We start from the raw sequence: 19423 nt of genomic DNA on the forward strand, positions 1-19423 counted from the left end.
TATCTATACACTATCTATACACTATCTATACATTATCTATACACTATCTATACACTATCTATACACTATCTATACACTATCTATACACTATCTATACACTATCTATACACTATCTATACACTATCTATACATTATATATACACTATCTATACATTATATATGGTATAGAATATAGAGTAAAACCACTCTTTAACTTATCTCTTATACCTTTGTGATCCAATTTACGTTTGGTGTTTAGAGATGACCTTACGCGTTAGGGATAGTAGTGGAAAGCCCACAGACTAGTGCAGTGATAACGAAACTGGTCGAGGACTTGTAGCGGATAGCCCGGCTCCTTATATATAAGAGCACAATACTTCTGGTGTAAAAACAAACTTCTCTATATATAAGGAGAACGCCCAAACATTACTCGTAACGAATTGCACGAACTGGAGAAATGCGCGTGATGCTATAAGAAGGGTATAAAAAAAGCTGCCCAACGACAGCTATATTTATTATGAATAAAAAACACTAGTGGGACTTACTTGCTTTTGCCTGCCAAGATTCATTAAGGGTTCCGTAATCTACTGGGGAGGCCGGTTGCTGATTTTGTAAACGACCCGATTCAAAAGCACGAACCAAAATCGTTTCTATCAAAAAGTCTTCGTTAACTTCGAAAGGTTGGTATTTTGTTTTTAAATTAATATCAAAAATACGAGCGGTGGTGTTGGCCCAAAATGCTTTCCATCCACTTTTTAAATCAGTCACTAGGTCATAGGTTGTAATCCCTGTTTGTCTATGAATGAGTTTTACTAAAATTTGGCCTTGCTTTCTCGAGAGTTTTTTAAGTTTTTCCTCAAATTCATTGGTCAAATAGTTTTCTACGATTTTGAAATACTTCTTTTTCTCTTTGTTTGTTTTCAAAAACGACATTCCTTTTTTGAGGGCTACTAATCTTTCGGAGGCTAATTTTGCATAAGGATAGGTTTTATAGACTCTATTTTGAAGAATTAAGAATTGCTTTTTATCCTCAAGACTTAATTTTTCTTTGCTTATAATTATTTCAGGCAACAGAATTGTATCGCTAAGAATACTGTCGTTTTCAATAAGCACAGGCTCAATTTTTTCAGTTTCTTTGGGAACAACTTGCGCTTGAGCTGTAACAAAACACAAAAGGAAAAACAAATAAATGGAAATTCGGTTCATGGGAAAAATTTATGATTCAAAATTATAAATTTATACACAAGTCTGATGCCAAATTTATAATTTAGCAAAAAATAATTATTATGAGTTCACCATCACTATTAAATGCTGCTTCGTTGGCATTTTTAGAAAAATACTTAAACAACGCCTCTCCTACTGGTTATGAATCTGAGGGACAAAAAATTTGGATGGAGTACCTAACTCCTTATGTAGATACTTTTATAACGGATACCTACGGCACTGCCGTTGGTATCATCAATCCAGACGCACCTTTTAAGGTGGTCATTGAAGGGCATGCCGATGAAATTGCATGGTATGTTAACTACATTACCGAAGATGGATTGGTTTATGTTATTCGCAATGGTGGATCGGATCATCAAATTGCACCTTCAAAACGAGTGAATATCCATACCAAGAAAGGGATCGTAAAAGGTGTTTTTGGTTGGCCCGCCATACATACTCGTAATCGAGACAAAGAAGAAAACCCAAAAACCAGCAATATCTTTATTGATTTGGGATGTGAAACCAAAGAAGAAGTGGCAAAATTGGGCGTTCATGTAGGCTGTGTTATCACTTACCCTGACGAATTCATGATTATGAATGACAATAAATTTGTTTGCCGTGCGATAGACAATCGTATGGGAGGATTTATGATTGCCGAAGTAGCTAGACTTTTGCACGAAAACAAGAAGAAGCTTCCCTTTGGCCTTTATATCACCAATGCCGTTCAGGAAGAAGTAGGCTTAAGAGGTGCTGAAATGATCACGCAAACTATTAAACCGAATGTAGCCATTGTTACTGATGTTTGCCATGATTCGACTACACCTATGATTGATAAAAAGATTGAAGGAGAAACCAAGATTGGTTTAGGCCCAGTCATTACCTATGCCCCAGCAGTTCAAAATAATCTTAGAGAACTTATTTTGGACACTGCTTCAGAAAAAGGTATTCCCTTTCAGCGCTTAGCGTCCTCTCGTGTTACCGGAACCGACACCGATGCTTTTGCTTATAGTAATGGTGGCGTAGCCTCGGCCTTGATCTCCTTACCGCTTCGCTATATGCACACAACTGTAGAAATGGTGCATCGTAAAGATGTTGAAAATGTTATTCAATTAATCTATGAAACTTTATTAAAAATAGAGAATCACGAAACTTTTTCTTATTTTAAATAAAAGGAGATTTAAATGTACATTCGGTTATTTGAATAAGTAACCGAATGTACTAATAAAAAAAAGCATGAAACTACTATTACTCGAAGACGATTTTACTTTATCAAAAGAGATCTCAGCATTTTTTACTTCAAAAAAAATCGAGTGTACCCCTTATTATGACGGTTCTTTATTATTGAAGAAATACTTTCCGAATGCCTATGACTTAATCATTCTTGACATCAATGTTCCAGGAATAAATGGCATTGAGGTTTGTAAAGGAATCCGAGCTATCGACAAAAAGACTCCGATAATTATGTTGACCGCATTTAGTGCTATTGAAGATAAATTGGCTTCATTTAGTATTGGTGCCGATGATTATTTGGTAAAACCTTTTCATTTTGAAGAATTATACGCTAGAAGTTCTTCTTTGTTGCAACGAAAAGAAATACCGCAACAGGTCGAGAACAAGATTACTATTCACGATCTCGAAATCCTAGAAGATGACATGAAAGTTTATCGCTCTGGTGAAGAGATTAAACTAACTCCTAAAGAATTTAAGCTTATTTTGATTTTGGCTCATGCCAAAAGAAAAATAGTATCGAAACAATTTATTGCAGAAAAACTATGGGATTATCATATTGAAACGAATCAGAATACCATAGAAGTGTATATTAATTTTTTGAGAAAGAAAATCGATAAAAACCATGAAGTAAAGTTACTCCATACCAAAATTGGTTACGGATATTATTTAAGCGATCAGGAATGACATTAAAAAATCGGATCTCACTTGTAGTAAGTTTGTTGTTTACGATCCTTTTTGGGTTGGCTTCTACCTTGATATTTGTTTTGTATTCTAATTTTAGAAAAGAAGAATTTAGAGATCGTCTTGAGATAAAAGCACTATCCAATATCAAACTATTAGTCAATGTTAAGCAAGTAGATCGTCAGCTTTTAAAAATGATCGATCAAAACTCGATTAATAAACTCTATGACGAAAAGACTTTGGTGTTTAATACAAATTACCAACTAATCTATAGCAGTATTGATGATGCGAAGATCAATTGGTCCATTGACGACTTAAAGTACCTTAAAAAACATAAATCATTTTTTAAGCAGCAAGGCGATTATGAAGTTTATGGTGTTTTTTATGACACTAAAGACAATGATTTTTATGCCTTAATAGCTGCTACCGATAATTACGGCAAAAGAAAATTGCTTTTTCTAAGGTACACTTTGATTGTATCCTATCTCTTTTTCACTTCCATTTGTTGGATTTTGACCTCATTTATGGTCAAAAAAGCGATGAGTCCTTTAACAGTTTTCCATCAAAAAATAAGAAAGATCAACGAAAATAATCTTGACACTCGTATTGCTTCGAAAAGTGGTAAGCATGAAATAGATTTGATTGCAAATGAATTTAATTTCATGATGGATCGAATAGAAGTTTCTTATCAAAAACAAAAAGAATTTACTGCTCATGCCTCACACGAGCTAAGAACTCCCCTTACCCGGATTACTTCTAAAATAGAAAATACTATTGCAGATTCTACCACTTCAATTAAAGGAAAAACGTTTTTAGGCTCTATTCTATCTGATGTAAATCAATTAACCGAATTAATTCATTCCTTACTGATCTTGTCTAAAATTGACAATAGCCATCACGAGCATCATGAAGTGCAACGAATGGATGAAATTTTATTTTCAGCCATTGACAATCTCAATAAAAGTTTTCCAGATTTCATTATTTTGTTTGAAATGGAAGATAATGACAATTTAGATACTGCCTTAGAGATTAAAGGAAATAAAAATTTACTAGAGATTGCGTTAAGCAATGTTCTTAAAAATGCATGTTTATACTCTGATAACAAACAAGCAAAAGTAAAATTCGGTATTGCCAATGATTGTCTTTTTATATCTATATCGAATACCGGCACAACTTTAAGCGAAAGTGAACAAAAAAATCTATTTCAACCCTTTATGCGTGGTAAAAACTCGCAAGGAACTTCTGGTTTTGGGCTAGGTTTGCGTATTGTACAACGCATTTTACATCTTCATCATTCCACTATCACTTACAGTACACCAAACAGTAACACAAATTTATTTCGAATACTTTTTCATTTGTAACTTATTTTAAGTCGTTTTTAAGGTCGATTTTAAGCTCTCTTAAAGGCTGATGCTAGCATCTTTGCAAAAAATAAAAACGACACAATGAGAAAACTATGTCCCTTATTACTCCTTATACTATTTCACCCCGTCATTTTGGCACAAAAAACAGTCAGCCTTCAAGACTGTGAAAGCCAATTTCTAAAAAACAATCTCTTTTTATTGGCCTCTCAGTATAAAATTGATGCTTCGAAGGCTTTGACTATCCAAGCTAGAATTTGGGATAATCCCATGATTAGTGCGGAACTAAATGCTTATAATCCTGAACGGCATCACTACTTCGACATCGGAAAAGAGGGTCAAAAAGCATTTGGTATCGAACAGCTTATTTATTTGGGAGGAAAAAAACGCAATGAGATAAAGCTGGCTCAAGCTAATGAAAAATTGGCAGCATTAGCGTTCAATGAATTACTGCGATCCTTAAAATTTCAATTAAGAAAAAGCTTTTTTACTGTGTATTACAACACAAAAAGTCTTGCCATAACTGACAAACAATTAGTTCAAATTGAAGACTTACTACACTCTTATAGTGTTCAAGCGCAAAAAGGAAACGTTCCATTGAGAGATGTGGTACGTTTACAATCCTTGTATTTACATTTTAAAAATGAGCGAATGGAAATAGTTCATGATAATATTACCGAGCAAGCCAATTTGAAATTACTATTAAATTCTTCTGAAACCATTATCCCTACAATTACAACTGATGAATTTAACAAATACACTAAGCCCTTGCCCTTTGACCTTAAGACTTTTGAAGGTGAAGCACTAGCTAATCGACCCGATTATTTATCAAAGCAAAAAGATATAGAAGCAAATGCGCTAAACCTCAAATGGCAAAAATCGCTTTCTATTCCAGATATCACCGTTGGAGCCAGCTATGATCAAAGAAGTGGCGCATTTACAAAAGAAGCAAATTTGACTTTAGGGATTCCGTTACCGCTTTGGAATAAAAACAAAGGAAACATTACCTACGCTCAAACCCTACTCGAGCAGTCCAAAGTAGAAAAACAAAATTTTGAACTTCAATTGCAAACCGAAATTACATCGGCTTGGCATTAATGGGACGAATCCCGAAAAAACTATGTGGTTATACAACCCACTATAAATTCTGATTTCGAAGCGGTCTACAATGGAATCTTAACCAATTTTCAGAAACGAAATATCAGTTTACTAGAATTTACTGACTTTATGGAAAGTTACAACCAAGCTCAAATTCAGGTCAATGAATTGAAAAAAAAAGTAGTGCTTTCTGGAGAAGAATTAAACAGTACCCTTAACAAAGACCTATTTTAAAACAGAACAAAATGAAACATAAATTAACTATAGGAATTGTGCTTGCAGCACTAACCCTTGTAAGTTGTACTAAAGAAGTTGAACATTCTGCAACAACCACCACGTTTGTAGTAAGCGATTCTATGCTAAAAACCCTTACTACGGCTGAAGCGAAAACACAAGCGGTTAAAAATGTATTGAGTTTTTACGGAAAAATTACCGCTGATAATAACAAAATGATTGATGTATATCCGCTTGTTGGAGGGAATGTACTCCGGGTTAATGTAGAATTAGGTGATTATGTACGCAAAGGTCAAGTGCTAGCTACTATAAAAAGCACAGACATTGCCGATCTTGAAAAACAATCTATTGATGCAAAAAATGACCTACTAGTAGCTAAAAATCAATTAAAAGTAGCTCAAGAACTGTTTAACGGAAAATTAAATTCAGAGCATGATGTTTTACAGGCAAAATCTGAAGTCAATAAAGCACAGTCACAATTGCGTAAAATTGAAGAAACCTATAAAATCTATAAAATAAAAGCAGGTTCTATTTATGAGGTAACAGCACCAATTAGTGGTTTTATTATTCAAAAGAGTATCAATCAGGATATGCTTTTGAGAAGTGACCGTTCTGAAAACATTTTTGATATTGCCGAAATTAGTGAAGTTTGGGCATTGGCCAATATTAATGAGATTGATATCAATAAAATAAAGCTAGGTATTGACGCAGCTGTAACGACCTTGAGTTATCCAGATCAAGTGTTTAAAGGAAAGGTTGATAAAATATTCAATGTTATTGATCCCGAAACAAAAGCTATGCAAGCCCGAATAAAACTTCAAAACACCGATTACAAGTTAAAACCAGATATGAACGCCAATATAAAACTGTCATACAGTGAAGGCGAGTCTATGATTGCCATACCAAGTAAATCGATAGTGTTTGATAAAAGCAAAAATTTTGTATTGGTGTATAAAGACCGAAACCATATTGAAACCAGACAAGTTGACGTTTACAGAGTAGTTGGAGCTATTACCTACCTTTCTGGTGGTTTAAAAGAAAATGAGAAAGTCATTACCAACAACCCGTTATTTATTTATCGCGCTTTAAACGAATAAAACATGAATCAATTTATACAAAATATCATTGCTTTTTCGCTTAAGAATAAAGCATTTACCTTTTTTTGGGTAGGATTATTGGCGGTTGCTGGATTTATTTCTTTCAAAAACATGTCAATCGATGCGTTTCCTGATGTGACCAATACTCAGATTATTATCATTACGCAATGGAACGGCAAAAGCGCTGAGGAAGTAGAACGGTTTGTTACTTCTCCTATAGAGCTATCGATGAATTCCGTGCAGAAAAAGACCAGTGTTCGTAGTATTACCATGTTTGGTTTATCCGTAATTAAAATCATTTTTGACGATGGTGTCGATGATCCCTTTGCTCGTCAGCAAGTAAACAATTTATTGAAAAATGTTTCTCTCCCTGAGGATGTTGAACCTGATGTGCAACCGCCGTATGGTCCAACCGGTGAAATTTTTAGATATATTGTAAAAAGTGACAGTAGAGATAGTCGAGAATTACTAACTTATCAAAACTGGGTCATTGACAAACAGCTTCGTTCCGTTCCTGGAGTAGCCGATTTAAATGTTTTTGGTGGACAAACTAAAACTTATGAAGTTGGTGTTGATCCCATAAAACTTGCCCAGTACAACATTACCCCTCTTCAGGTCTATACTGCTGTAAATTCAGGAAACTTAAATGTTGGTGGTGATATTATCGAAAAAAATGGTCAAGCTTTTGTTGTTCGTGGTGTTGGTTTACTACAATCCATTCAAGACATTGAAAACATTATTGTTGACGATGCCAATGGAAATCCGATTCTAGTAAAAAATCTTGCTACTGTTTACGAAAGTTCTATGCCAAGAGTAGGACAAACAGGTTTAGGGAATAATGATGACGTTGTGGAAGGAATTGTAGTCATGCGTAAAGGCGAAAACCCGCAGGAAACCTTGGCATTACTAAAAGATAAAATACAAGATTTAAACGAAAATGTCCTTCCAAAAGACATTACCATTGCAACCTTTTATGATCGTGATACGTTGATGGATTTCACCACAGCAACTGTAATGCATAATTTATTTGAAGGAATCATTCTGGTAACTTGTGTAGTGTTTCTATTTATGGCCGACTGGAGAACGACTTTTACTGTCGCGATTATAATTCCACTATCCTTATTATTTGCTTTTCTCTGTCTAAAAATGATGGGTATGAACGCCAACCTGCTAAGCTTGGGTGCGGTCGATTTTGGAATTATCATTGATGGTGCAGTTGTTATGGTCGAAGGATTATTTGTCGTGTTAGATCAACGAGCACATCAATTAGGTATGACCGCTTATAATAAAATTGCCAAAGGTCGTTTGATTAAAAAAACTGGAACAGAAATGGGTAAAGCTATTTTCTTTTCTAAATTAATCATAATTACTGCTTTGTTACCCCTATTTTCATTTCAGAAAGTAGAAGGAAAAATGTTCTCTCCATTGGCCTATACTTTAGGATTTGCTTTGATAGGAGCCTTACTTTTTACCTTAACTTTAGTCCCTGTGTTATCCCACCTCCTTTTAAATAAAAATGTAAAAGAAAAAAATAATCCGTTTGTTAATTTTTGGGAGCTACTTGTTGAAAAAAGTTTTGCTTGGACCTTTAAACATAAAGTAAAAACAGTACTTGCATCCGTAGTTATGGTGGTGACTGTCTTCTTCTCTGCCCCTTTTTTAGGCACCGAATTTTTGCCACAATTAAATGAAGGCGCCTTATGGGTAACTGCAGAATTACCCATGAGTTTATCCCTTCCACAAAGTGTAAAAACGGCAGCATTGATCCGAAAGGATTTAGCCTCCTTTCCAGAAGTAAAAAATGTTCTCTCACAAACTGGAAGAAGTAACGACGGAACAGACCCCAATGGCTTTGGCTTCATTCAACTTCAGGTTGATTTAAAACCAAAAGCTGAATGGACACGAAAAATAACAATGGACGATTTAATCAATGAAATGGATCAAAAACTTATGCTTCATCAAGGGATAACTTATAACTATTCACAACCCGTTATCGATAATGTTGCAGAATCTGTAGCAGGCTTTAAAGCTGCTAATGCTGTAAAAATTTATGGTGATGATTTAGAAAAATTAGATGAATTATCGAATGAAGTTTTAAAACAAATCAAAGATATTCCAGGCATAAAGGATGTTGGCATTTTACGAAATGTTGGACAACCAGAAATAAGTGTGCTACTCGACAGAGATAAAATGGCGGCTTATGGAGTAACCTTAAGTGATGCGCAAGCGGTTTTGGAATTGGCTTTTGGAGGAAAAACAGCCACGCAAAAATATGAAAATGAAAAGAAATTTGATGTTAGAGTCCGTTTTTCAAAAGAATACCGCAAAGATGAAAATGATATTGCTGAACTAAAAGTGCCCACCATTAGCGGGATAAAAATACCATTAAAAGAAATCAGTGATTTAAAAACTATTACGGGACCAGCATTTATCTACAGAGATAACACAAAACGTTTTATTGGAGTAAAGTTCTCTGTTCGTGATCGAGATCTTGGAAGCACAATTGCAGAAGCTCAGGCAAAAGTATCGCAACTAAAATTACCAACCGGCTATACCGTTGGGTGGACAGGAGAATTTGAAAATCAAGTTCGAGCAAGTGCACGTTTGGCACAAGTTGTCCCTATCAGCTTAATTGGAATATTCGTTTTATTGTTTGTCTTATTTGGAAATATCAAAGATTCCTTACTTGTTCTCGTCAATGTACCTTTTGCAATTATTGGTGGAATTATTGCGCTACACCTTACACAAATAAACTTTGGAATTTCTGCTGGAGTTGGTTTTATTGCCTTACTGGGTATTTGCATTCAGAATGGAGTTATACTTATTTCGGAGTTTCATCATAATTTAAAAGCTAAATTATCCTTAGAAGCCTCTATTTTTTGCGGTGTAAAAGCCAGAACAAGGGCCGTAGTCATGACTGCGCTTATGGCTTCAATTGGTTTACTTCCCGCAGCCATTTCTACTGGAATTGGTTCAGAATCACAAAAACCACTTGCAATTGTTATTATTGGCGGCTTACTAACCGCCACCCTTTTGACCCTCTTGGTTTTCCCAATTATTTTTTGGGTTTTTAACAGAAAAAAACATATTCCAATAGCGTAAAAAATATAAGATTACCGGTGTGGTTTAGTTTTTATTTTAATTGAACTTCACCCAAAGGATAAAGATTACCGAATTTTATTCGGTTTAAAGGAAAAGCATCATTAGTTGTAATGGTGCTTTTTTGATTTCACCTCGTCTCCATTTAGTAACCGCTTTACTTCCCCCACTTGAATCCAACTGTTACTGAAATAGCTCTTTTAAAAAAAATTGTGTTTTCTCAGGTAGTTTTCATCGCATTCGCTTATAAATTTCCGCGTCACACACTACGACTATAGATTATGTTTGCGGCTCATCGTTGTGGGCATGGATTACTTCGTCAGTTCACTTCGTTCGTGTGCAAATCCGCGCTATCGGGGTTATGTTTACGGCTCATCGTTGTGGGCACGGATTGCAAATCCGCGCTATCGGAACAAATTTTCAAATGTATCTCCACCCCTAATGAAAAGCTATAGATATGTTGTAGATAATGGTAGATTTGTATTTGAAACAGATGAGTTAGGTAGGGTTAATAAGGCAATTATGGAAGATGTTGATTTTAGTTCAAGAGCCAGAAATAAAGACTATCAACAAGAGACTAAAACATTAAAAGATGGTTTTCCTTCTGATGCTGGAGGACATATCTTTAGAAATGAATGGGGAGGACCAAGCGAACAAATTAATTATTTTTCTCAAAATACCCCTGAAAATAGTTATGGGGAATGGTATAAAATGGAAAAAGCAGTTTCAGATTTCAAAAAAGCCAACCCAAATGTAAAGCTAAAAGCTGTAATGGAGTTTAATTTTAATGGAAGTTCCAAGAGATCAACATCAGTAGATGTAAAGATTTATAAAAATGGAAAAATAGATTTAAGTTTAACAAAAACATACGACAATCCGTAAAAAAAAAATTAGATGAGAGATATTATTGAAATTATAGTTTCACATTTAAAAGAATTTAAATGGAAACAAGCAGAGATAGTTATCCAAATTACTCCAGCATCAATTGGATATGAAACATTATTTTTTATCGATGAAAATAATAATGTAGAAGATTTTTGGATTGATTTTAAAAATATAAGAAAGCTATTTGATAGGTTAAGGAAAAATTATAATGAATCCAAAGATACAGCGGATAAATTCAACAGGTATAAATTGATTTTAAGGAAAGATGAAACTTTTTTAGATAAATATTGGTGGGATGCCGAAGAAGACAAAAAGGATTTATTAGATGGAGCAGAAGTTTTCTATCAGTGGGTAAATGAACGCATGATGTCTATGATATTTGAATATGAAAAAGATAATGATCTTGTTCCTACTCAATACGATTCAGATGGTGATTTAGAATATTTAAGTTCATGGGATAGCGGTAAATTTACTTTCCATATTAATGAAAAAAACGAATTAGAATATAGAATAGTCCTTACTAAAGATGGAAAGGAAAGAGTTCCCGATCGCGCGGATATAGCTCTACGGAAGATAGCGCGGATTTGCAATCCGTGCCCACATAGTGCATCAACAATCTAAAATAAACCTCGATAGCGCGGATTTGCACCCCCCCGATCGCGCGGATTTGCAATCCGTGCCCACAAAGTGCATCAACAATCTAAAATAAATCCAACATCACAACCTCTAAATCATTTTCTAAGCCTGCATAATTTCTGGCAGAACTAAAATAATAATCCTCTGGTGAGCTAACTACTTTCTCTTTTACAGGATTGTTGTGGATATAATTCACTTTTTGTTTTATGAACCAATTGGTTTCTATTATTTCAGCGTGATAGCCGTCTTGCCACACGAGCCTGAAAGTGCGAATTGGCGAAGCATACTTTATAGCTTTGATCCCCGATCGTGCGGATATATCTATACATACGATTGCGCGGATTTGCAATCCGTGCCCACACAGTGCATCAACAATCTAAAACAAATTGCTTTATACTTTGTATATATCCATTTCACTTAAACTACAATAAAAGCTACAAAACAAACAAAAAAATAGCTTGTATTTCTTTGTTTTCGTGTAGATTTGCTTTGTGGGCATGGATTAAGTTTGCGGCTCATCGTTGTGGGCACGGATTGCAAATCCGCGCTATCGGGTTTACTTCGTCAGTTCACTTTGTTCGTGTGCAAATCCGCGCTATCGGGAAAGCGGGGTCAGGAGACTTCGCATAGATTTTTTTTTTATGTCCGAGCAGTCGAATTAAACTAACTTTGATTTTTTGCTAAAGAGTGGCTAGAAGTTCAATCCTCTACAATCCTAACCTTTGGAATACCATTGCCCAATTTGTGAGCCAATATTGGTACCAAAATTACTAGCACCAGCACTACTCCCTGGTGGTGGTGGCTGTTGGGGATAATAATCTCCTTTATCATTCATAAAAATAAGTTGCTTATCAGGTAAGTTTTGATACATCACTACAAAAGAAGAGCCACCATAATGAAACATTCCCATTTCTTCTCCTTTTTTAACAACAGCCCCCTTTTTCATTTTCTCATCAAAGGTTACAGTAGAAACTTCACTCATGCCCAAAGGAATACAGCATACTTTACCGTAGTCAGGCGTTTCAAAAACAATTAGTCCACGAGCATTAGCTTCGGCTAAATAAGGAGTCGAGGCGGTTGTTGCCCCTCCAAAATCAGGCAAAACCAATTTACTAAAAAAGCAACCAGGAATTACCAAAGGATCAAAGAGCACTTTCCCATTTACGGGTACCCACCAACGATGGAAATTATAAGGATTTAAGTAGGTTTGAAAAACATATCCACCTTCAAACATATCGGCTAATTGATATTGTTTTATAATTTTATCTTGCTCAGGATCTGAAGAACTAAAAATATCGTCTAACGAATACGGCATTCCTTTGAGCCAAAAGACATCTTTCTTTTTTACTTGTGGTTGCCAACAAAACAAGGAGCCGTCATTAGGACATACCACAACCTGATTGGAATCTGGTCCAGCAATTGGTCTGGATTTTTGAGGATCTTTAAAGTTTCTAGTAAAAAAAGCGTCCCATGATTTCCAATAAGGCAAGGTTTCAGCATCTTTTGCCCAAAGCGGATAATCATATTGTTTTTTGGCTGTTTCCGATAGCCATTGTTCCCCTTCTTTCGCAAAAATCCAATTGGACGAAGGAGATTCAAGATAAATCGCCCACTCGTCTAAAATAGCTTTCATTTTCTCATTAAACATAGGTAATCTAAACAAGGTACTTCCCCCTAAAGTTGCATCAATTCCTACAACAAATGCTGAAAAAGGTAAACCAACCAAATCATTATTTATAAAATGTGGCGCAAGAGTAAGAATGGTATTGAATCCATTGAGCAATACTTCTAAATCAGGTATTCTGTGAATGGGTGCTTCCTGAGTGGATTCATGAGCATATATAATATTGCTATTCTCTTTGAAAGCATTATTGGCCAAATATAATAATACATTATCCCCTTCTATCAATTCTTTGAGCGCTTGCACAGTAGGCGATAATGTTTTAGGTTCTGCAACTAATATCATTTCAAAAAAAGCCCTGAAAGAAGCGCTTGACGGATTGGGAATCCAACCACTTTGCATGGTAAATGGAGTTAAGTCGTTGTTTATCATTGTTTTTTATTTATTTTGTTTTTCCTACTCTATAGACTTTTCGGAATCCGCAGTTGCTATAATGGGTTTTATTCATAAAGCACATAGTAAAATAAACCCTCAAAACATTAAGTAATAAATTAGTAGGCTATATTGAGGCTTTATTGTGTCAAAAAATAGCACACTAAAAGGACTAGCTTCAGTTTAGTTCTTTGCTTAAAATTAAATTATATTTTTAAAGAAATTTTTTGTTATGACACAAAGAGTCGTTTTGGTGTTATGAAACCCCTATTGCAATGATTATATTCTGTACCTACACAGTAATCAACAATTAAAAAATTCCAACATTACACGGAGTGCCTTTTAAATACTTTGTGGTGTAGTTACAAGCATGCTAAAAATCTAAAATACAGTAAATTAAAAAACAACTGTTGAAATAAAGATATACAATAATTTACCCGTTGGGTGAAATTGTTTTTTACCACACTTCGATACCTCAGTGCAGGCTAGAATCATAGAACTTGCTGTATTTAAGAGAAATTAATAGACGTTTTACTATTCACATAGTTCATCTATTGTAAAAAATAGTGCTATTTCTGTTTGTTTCTATGTTCAAATGCTATTAATCTATGGCTATAGCCTGCACTGAGGTATCGAAGTGTGGTAAGGTTATTATTTTTTTTGAATTTCTCCCAACGGGTAATAATTTCAAAATACTTATGAAGTTTTTTAAGTAGACATTCATTAAATTCAATTTAGAAGTTTTTTACTCATAAAGCCATACGTGCTTTATTCAAAATGTTATTTTACTTCCACAATAACATTGAATTCTAAAATAGCCTCTTTTTATTTTAGATCAAGTATATCAAATGCTACTTTTTTAAAACATGAAGAATAACTTCTAAATTCCTCTTTTTAAACCTTCTAAAAAAAATACAACCACCTCTTTTTAAACCACATACCTATATTAATTACAATTGAACAAGTATAAATTAAATCACCAAAAAGTACTATTTATTCATAAAGAACATCATTTTTTTTTAGCGCATAAAGCACTTTTATTTGTTAAAAAACTAACAAAACAACATTTGTTTCTTACTAAAATTATTATAAATTTGACAACCCAAAATACTATCAATCAATAGAATGCTAGTATCCCTAAAATATAAACTTAACCAAACATACATTGGAAAAAATTACTTCTAAGTTACACTTATTCATTTTAAGTATACTTCTTCTTGTTTCCTCCTTACCTTCTTACTCAACTGTAGTTAAAGACTCAATAAATAGTTCAAAAAAGAAACCAATAGCTCCAACAAGGTATTTGGCCAAAGAACAATTTATGTCAACCAATATTGCCTCAAATAATCATTACAAACCCAGCGAAAGTGAATTTACTACCGATTATTTGATTAAAAATTTCTCTCTGTCGCAAGAAACTCAAAACGATTTAGACCTCGCAAAAACAACTTGTAGTACAATTGACAAAACCGATAATCTTACCGATGAATTAGGGCCTAAAAAACTCTCCATGTTGCCTTTAGGCATAAAAAAAACAATTGGGGGTATTCAATATATGTTGGGCATCAGTAGCGCAAAATTCACCCCTGAGTTTACCGAATTAACTGCATTTGTTAGAATCATACTCCCACAAAGAGATGAAGCTGGCAAGTCAAAAGAATTATTTTTTGGTGCCAATAATATTAAATTATCACACAAAGGTGGTTTAGTTGGTGATACTAATTTAGTTTTACTTGGTGATGTTCCTATCAAAATCAATGGCGAAAATCTCTTATTGATTTTAAAAGGAGGAATGGATATGAAAACGGGAGTTGTTGAGAACAAAACCTATGTAACTATTGATTGTAATGGTTTTAAGGAGCTGGGAATTACAGCAGATGTACAATTATCAAGAAATTTTGTTGAACCTGTAGACAATAATTACGAAGCACTCCCTTCTCCTGCATTAGTTACAGGAAATTTTAAAACTATCGTATCGAATTGGAATGATATCTTGGTTGAAATATCCTTGCCTAAATTTCAATTAACCTCCAAGAAAGGATTTTGTTTTGAATTGAACAAAGCTGTCATAGACTTTAGTGATTTACGAAACTCGCAAAGTGTAAAATGGCCTCCTAATTATCAGGAAAAATATTTGGTTGCTGGTAATGAAAATTTGTGGCGTGGCCTTTATGTACAATCACTTAAAGTGGTCTTGCCCCAAGAGTTTAAGAAAAAAGAAAGTAAAGAGCGAATTATCTTTGAAGCCAATGATTTATTGATAGATCGTATGGGGGTTTCTGGATCTTTTTCTGCCAGTAACCTTATTAGTATAGACGAAGGAAATGCATCAGGCTGGCAAATGTCACTTGACTCAGTAAACATAACACTTGTTGCGAATTCGTTGACTTCTGCAAGTTTTGGCGGTGATATTCTCTTACCCGTTTCTGAAAAATCTGCAAATTGTAATGGTGGTACACGATCAGAATTAGCGTATAAGGCGATAATTGATCCTGTAAAAAATGAATATCTTTTAAATGCTCAAGTAACCAATGGAATATGCTTCCAGGCCTTTAAAGCAAATGCTATTATAGAGAAAAACTCCTACATAGAATTAAAAGTAAAAGATGGTAAATTTTTACCCAAAGCTGTTCTATTTGGTACGTTGTCATTAAAAGCCAGTAATAAACCCGTCACGGCAGCACAAGCACAATCAGGTAAAAATGAACAAACCAAAGAAACCGTTGAATTCAATGGAATTATATTCCAAAATTTAACATTAGAAACCGTTTCTCCTTACTTGAGTGCTGATTATTTTGGATATAAGAATATTCCGGGTAAAGATGCTAGTGTAAGTAATTTTCCTGTAACCATTAATGAAATAGCCCTATTAACAACTCCAGAGAGTGCTAGTCTAAAGGTTGATTTGGCTATTAACATCATGGAAAATCAATTTACAGGGAAAACTAAATTTTATGTTGTTGGAAAATTTGGCAAAGAGGAAGGCATTCAAAAATGGAAATACGATCATATCAAATTTGAAGAAATAGCGATTGGAGCCGATTTAGGTGGTATGAAACTAAAAGGAAGCATTGCTATAATGGACAATGACCCTGTTTATGGTAAAGGCTTTAAAGGAATGCTGAGTTGCGATTTTACAGGTGGCATTAAGGTAGAAGCTAATGCTATTTTTGGCGCTACAACATTCAGATATTGGTATGTTGATGCTATGGTAGATAATTTAAAAATTCCACAAGGAGCCTTCACGATTAAAGGTTTTGGTGGTGGTGCTTACTATAGAATGAAAAAAGAAGGATTTAGTAGCAGTTTTGTTGCTTCAGGTTCTAATTATGTTCCAGATATCAATGCAAGTTTAGGGGTAAAAGCCATGATTAAATTTTCAGGCACCGCCTCAGCGGATGCTTTTTGGGGTGGCGCTGGTTTCGAGATTGCCTTTAACAGTAATTTTGGTATCAATCGAGTTAGTATTTATGGTGAAGGGCATGTGATGCAACCTTTTGAGATTCCAGTGCCAGATAAACTTAAAAAGGCATTGAAGGAAATAAGTGAAAAAGAAGCTAAATTTTCCACAAAAATTCTTGAAAAACTAAAACAAGAAAATCTATCTAAAGCGGCAGAAGAATTATATCCAAATGATGTAAAAAGTTCTATGGGTATTAATGCATTTGCAGCAATAGAATATGATTTTACATCAAAAACCTTGCATGGTACCTTTGACTTATACATAGATACTCCTGGCGGTTTTATAAAAGGACGAGCCTCAGGCAATAGAGCTGGCTGGGCGGTTTTGCATTTTGCTCCTAATAAATGGTATATTCGAATGGGTACTCCAACTGATCGATTGGGTTTGAAGATGGGTATAGGGCCTGTGCAAGTTGAAGCCGGAGGTTATTTTATGATGGGAGACGATATTCCAGCTAGTCCACCACCACCAGCAATTGTTGCTAAAATTCTAGGTGTTGATGCAAAACAATTAGATTACATGCGTAATGAAAACAGCCTTGGCAATGGCAAAGGTTTCGCATTTGGATCAGATTTCAGTATCAAAACGGGAGACATCACCTTCTTACTCTTTTACGCTAATTTTGAAGCAGGTTTTGGTTTTGATATTATGGTAAAAGATTATGGTGAAGCCCAATGCAAAGGTTCCGGACCAATCGGTATTAATGGTTGGTATGCTAATGGGCAAGCCTACGCGTATTTACAAGGAGAGCTGGGTATTAAGATCAAGCTTTTCATGATAAAAAAGAAAATATCAATTATAAAAGGTGGAGGTGCTGTTCTATTACAAGCCAAACTTCCAAATCCTGCATGGATTAGAGGATACCTTGGGGGATACTTTAATTTACTCGGAGGCTTAGTAAAAGGGCGATTCCGTTTTAAACTTGAATTTGGAAAAGAATGCGAATTCATCAATGATACTCCTTTAAACGGTTTAAAAGCCATCGCCGATATTACCCCTACAAAAGACGCCAAAGACGTGAATGTATTTTCCATTCCACAAGTAGCGTTCAATATGCCTATTGACAAAAGCTTCACTATTGAGGAAGATAATGGTACAAAAACGTACCGTCTAAAACTAGAGGAATATACTATTAAGAAAAATGGTACTCCAATAGTTGGCTCCATGAGTTGGAATACGACCAATGATTTGCTAAGCTTTAACGCAACGGAAGTATTGCCGCAAAATTCGGATTTAACACTTAATGTAAAAGTAAGTTTCCAAGAATACAGTAATGGTAGTTGGAAAACTATTTATGATAACGGTCAAATCGCGACCGAAAATGAAACCATTAACTTTACTACTGGAGCAGCGCCAAAAAACATACCTGTAAGCAATATTGCCTATTGTTATCCGGTATTTGATCAAAAATATGTGTATCAAAACGAGAGCAAAGAGGCGTATGTAGTACTTAAACAAGGTCAATCTTATTTGTTTGAATTAAAACCTGGTCAAACTCAAAAAGCTTTTTACAAAACTGGTTCCAATACAGCAAATGGAGCTATAACCTATACCCCTAGTTTGAAAAAGGTAAGTATTAGCCTGCCTGTTTTAGAAACATCTAAGGCCTACCAACTTACTTTAATGACTTTAGAACCTAAATCGGAAGCCAATAACAATCTAAAAGAAAGCTATCAGACACAAAATTTAGATTCAGAAACTAGCATTGAAACTAAAAACAATGAGTTAAATGGAACCGTAACCAAAGGTCAAGATATTGAACTCTTGCAATACAATTTCAACACAAGCCAATACAATACTTTTCAGGAAAAAATGGCTGCCAAAAAACCAAAACAAACCCTAGTAGAAATCATCTACTCGGATGTACATGCCTTGCATTCGATCAACAATTCCATGGAACCATTTGACGAAATTGAACTTATGGGTAATGCCAAAACTTTAAATATCCCTTTAGTAACCACTGAAGCTCTATTGGACGATACCTATTATAAAAATGAAATTTTCCCTTTGATATATAAGGGGTATCCATTAGAAAGTGATTTAACCTTAAATAGAAATACAAATATCTTAGGAGTTCCACCAACAAAAGGTGTCGAAACATTAGTATGGTATCAAGACTATCTCATAAATAATTCAAGTAGTTTCATGCTCAGAGATTACTTGCCTTACCGCTATAATTTACCTTTTTATTACAAGACTGACTTTGTTGATCTAAGATATAAAGTGGTTAATAAATATCTAAATACTACCAATCAAGAGATGATATCTAAGTACGATTATATCATCAACGGGACTTTTCCTTACATCAAAAAAGGGAATTATAACATAAAATTGAATTACACTTTACCCGGTGGACAATTAGGAACAAGTTCAATTTTTACATTTAACAAAACCAATTAAA

General features: G+C 34.6%; 12 protein-coding genes and 1 pseudogene. 10 read left to right on the plus strand and 3 right to left on the minus strand.

Annotation, left to right across the window (positions count from 1 at the left end):
- Positions 1-510 precede the first annotated feature (510 nt).
- On the minus strand, positions 511-1185 hold the full coding sequence (locus FLB_RS01915; RefSeq protein WP_064714283.1) for a DUF4294 domain-containing protein: 675 nt from the start codon (positions 1183-1185) through the stop codon (positions 511-513).
- Between the two features lie 80 nt (positions 1186-1265).
- On the opposite strand from FLB_RS01915, the gene FLB_RS01920 reads away from it, so the two are divergent.
- From FLB_RS01920 to FLB_RS01955, 9 genes are all read left to right on the plus strand, one after another.
- The gene (locus tag FLB_RS01920) at positions 1266-2354 is read left to right on the plus strand and encodes a M42 family metallopeptidase (protein ID WP_064714284.1); all 1089 of its coding nucleotides are present in this window, start codon (positions 1266-1268) and stop codon (positions 2352-2354) included.
- 64 nt (positions 2355-2418) lie between these two features.
- Complete coding sequence (locus FLB_RS01925) at positions 2419-3099, plus strand: response regulator transcription factor (protein ID WP_064714285.1); 681 nt, start codon at positions 2419-2421, stop codon at positions 3097-3099.
- Complete coding sequence (locus tag FLB_RS01930) at positions 3096-4457, plus strand: sensor histidine kinase (RefSeq protein WP_064714286.1); 1362 nt, start codon at positions 3096-3098, stop codon at positions 4455-4457. Before FLB_RS01925 ends, FLB_RS01930 begins: the two co-directional genes overlap by 4 nt.
- 84 nt (positions 4458-4541) lie before the next feature.
- Positions 4542-5555, plus strand: coding sequence for a TolC family protein (locus tag FLB_RS01935; protein ID WP_231891028.1), 1014 nt, complete (start codon positions 4542-4544; stop codon positions 5553-5555).
- A 24-nt stretch (positions 5556-5579) separates the two neighbouring features.
- Positions 5580-5789 carry a hypothetical protein gene (locus FLB_RS14445; protein ID WP_231891029.1) on the plus strand — a complete coding sequence of 70 codons (210 nt, stop codon included), beginning with the start codon at positions 5580-5582 and terminating at the stop codon, positions 5787-5789.
- 11 nt (positions 5790-5800) lie between these two features.
- Positions 5801-6886: an efflux RND transporter periplasmic adaptor subunit gene (locus FLB_RS01940; protein ID WP_064714287.1), complete on the plus strand. Its 1086-nt coding sequence runs from the start codon at positions 5801-5803 to the stop codon at positions 6884-6886.
- Between the two features lie 3 nt (positions 6887-6889).
- Positions 6890-9988, plus strand: a complete 3099-nt coding sequence (locus tag FLB_RS01945) for an efflux RND transporter permease subunit (protein WP_064714288.1) — start codon at positions 6890-6892, stop codon at positions 9986-9988.
- 438 nt (positions 9989-10426) lie between these two features.
- Positions 10427-10867 (plus strand): DNA/RNA non-specific endonuclease, encoded by a 441-nt coding sequence (locus tag FLB_RS01950; RefSeq protein WP_064714289.1) that lies wholly within the window; start codon positions 10427-10429, stop codon positions 10865-10867.
- A 12-nt stretch (positions 10868-10879) separates the two neighbouring features.
- A complete protein-coding gene (locus FLB_RS01955; protein ID WP_064714290.1) occupies positions 10880-11491 on the plus strand; it encodes a hypothetical protein in 612 nt (203 codons plus the stop codon).
- Between the two features lie 79 nt (positions 11492-11570).
- Here the strand turns inward: FLB_RS01955 and FLB_RS01960 are convergent.
- Positions 11571-11762, minus strand: a pseudogene (locus tag FLB_RS01960) (transposase); the annotation flags it as partial.
- Positions 11763-12221: 459 nt separating this feature from the next.
- Positions 12222-13559, minus strand: a complete 1338-nt coding sequence (locus FLB_RS01965; RefSeq protein WP_197488923.1) for a phosphatidylserine decarboxylase family protein — start codon at positions 13557-13559, stop codon at positions 12222-12224.
- 1321 nt (positions 13560-14880) lie between these two features.
- Here FLB_RS01965 and FLB_RS01970 point away from each other — a divergent pair.
- Entirely contained in the window at positions 14881-19422 is a 4542-nt protein-coding gene (locus FLB_RS01970; protein ID WP_082923193.1) for a hypothetical protein, read from the plus strand.
- Position 19423: the final 1 nt, after the last annotated feature.

This window comes from Flavobacterium succinicans, from assembly GCF_001662485.1.
GTDB classification, from domain to species: domain Bacteria; phylum Bacteroidota; class Bacteroidia; order Flavobacteriales; family Flavobacteriaceae; genus Flavobacterium; species Flavobacterium succinicans_A.

What these genes read in the sequence shown, in the direction of transcription:
- FLB_RS01915 (WP_064714283.1), bottom strand. Translation starts at nt 1,185, where the DNA reads ATGAACCGAATTTCCATTTATTTGTTTTTCCTTTTGTGTTTTGTTACA.
- FLB_RS01920 (WP_064714284.1), top strand. Translation starts at nt 1,266, where the DNA reads ATGAGTTCACCATCACTATTAAATGCTGCTTCGTTGGCATTTTTAGAA.
- FLB_RS01925 (WP_064714285.1), top strand. Translation starts at nt 2,419, where the DNA reads ATGAAACTACTATTACTCGAAGACGATTTTACTTTATCAAAAGAGATC.
- FLB_RS01930 (WP_064714286.1), top strand. Translation starts at nt 3,096, where the DNA reads ATGACATTAAAAAATCGGATCTCACTTGTAGTAAGTTTGTTGTTTACG.
- FLB_RS01935 (WP_231891028.1), top strand. Translation starts at nt 4,542, where the DNA reads ATGAGAAAACTATGTCCCTTATTACTCCTTATACTATTTCACCCCGTC.
- FLB_RS01940 (WP_064714287.1), top strand. Translation starts at nt 5,801, where the DNA reads ATGAAACATAAATTAACTATAGGAATTGTGCTTGCAGCACTAACCCTT.
- FLB_RS01945 (WP_064714288.1), top strand. Translation starts at nt 6,890, where the DNA reads ATGAATCAATTTATACAAAATATCATTGCTTTTTCGCTTAAGAATAAA.
- FLB_RS01950 (WP_064714289.1), top strand. Translation starts at nt 10,427, where the DNA reads ATGAAAAGCTATAGATATGTTGTAGATAATGGTAGATTTGTATTTGAA.
- FLB_RS01955 (WP_064714290.1), top strand. Translation starts at nt 10,880, where the DNA reads ATGAGAGATATTATTGAAATTATAGTTTCACATTTAAAAGAATTTAAA.
- FLB_RS01965 (WP_197488923.1), bottom strand. Translation starts at nt 13,559, where the DNA reads ATGATAAACAACGACTTAACTCCATTTACCATGCAAAGTGGTTGGATT.
- FLB_RS01970 (WP_082923193.1), top strand. Translation starts at nt 14,881, where the DNA reads ATGTCAACCAATATTGCCTCAAATAATCATTACAAACCCAGCGAAAGT.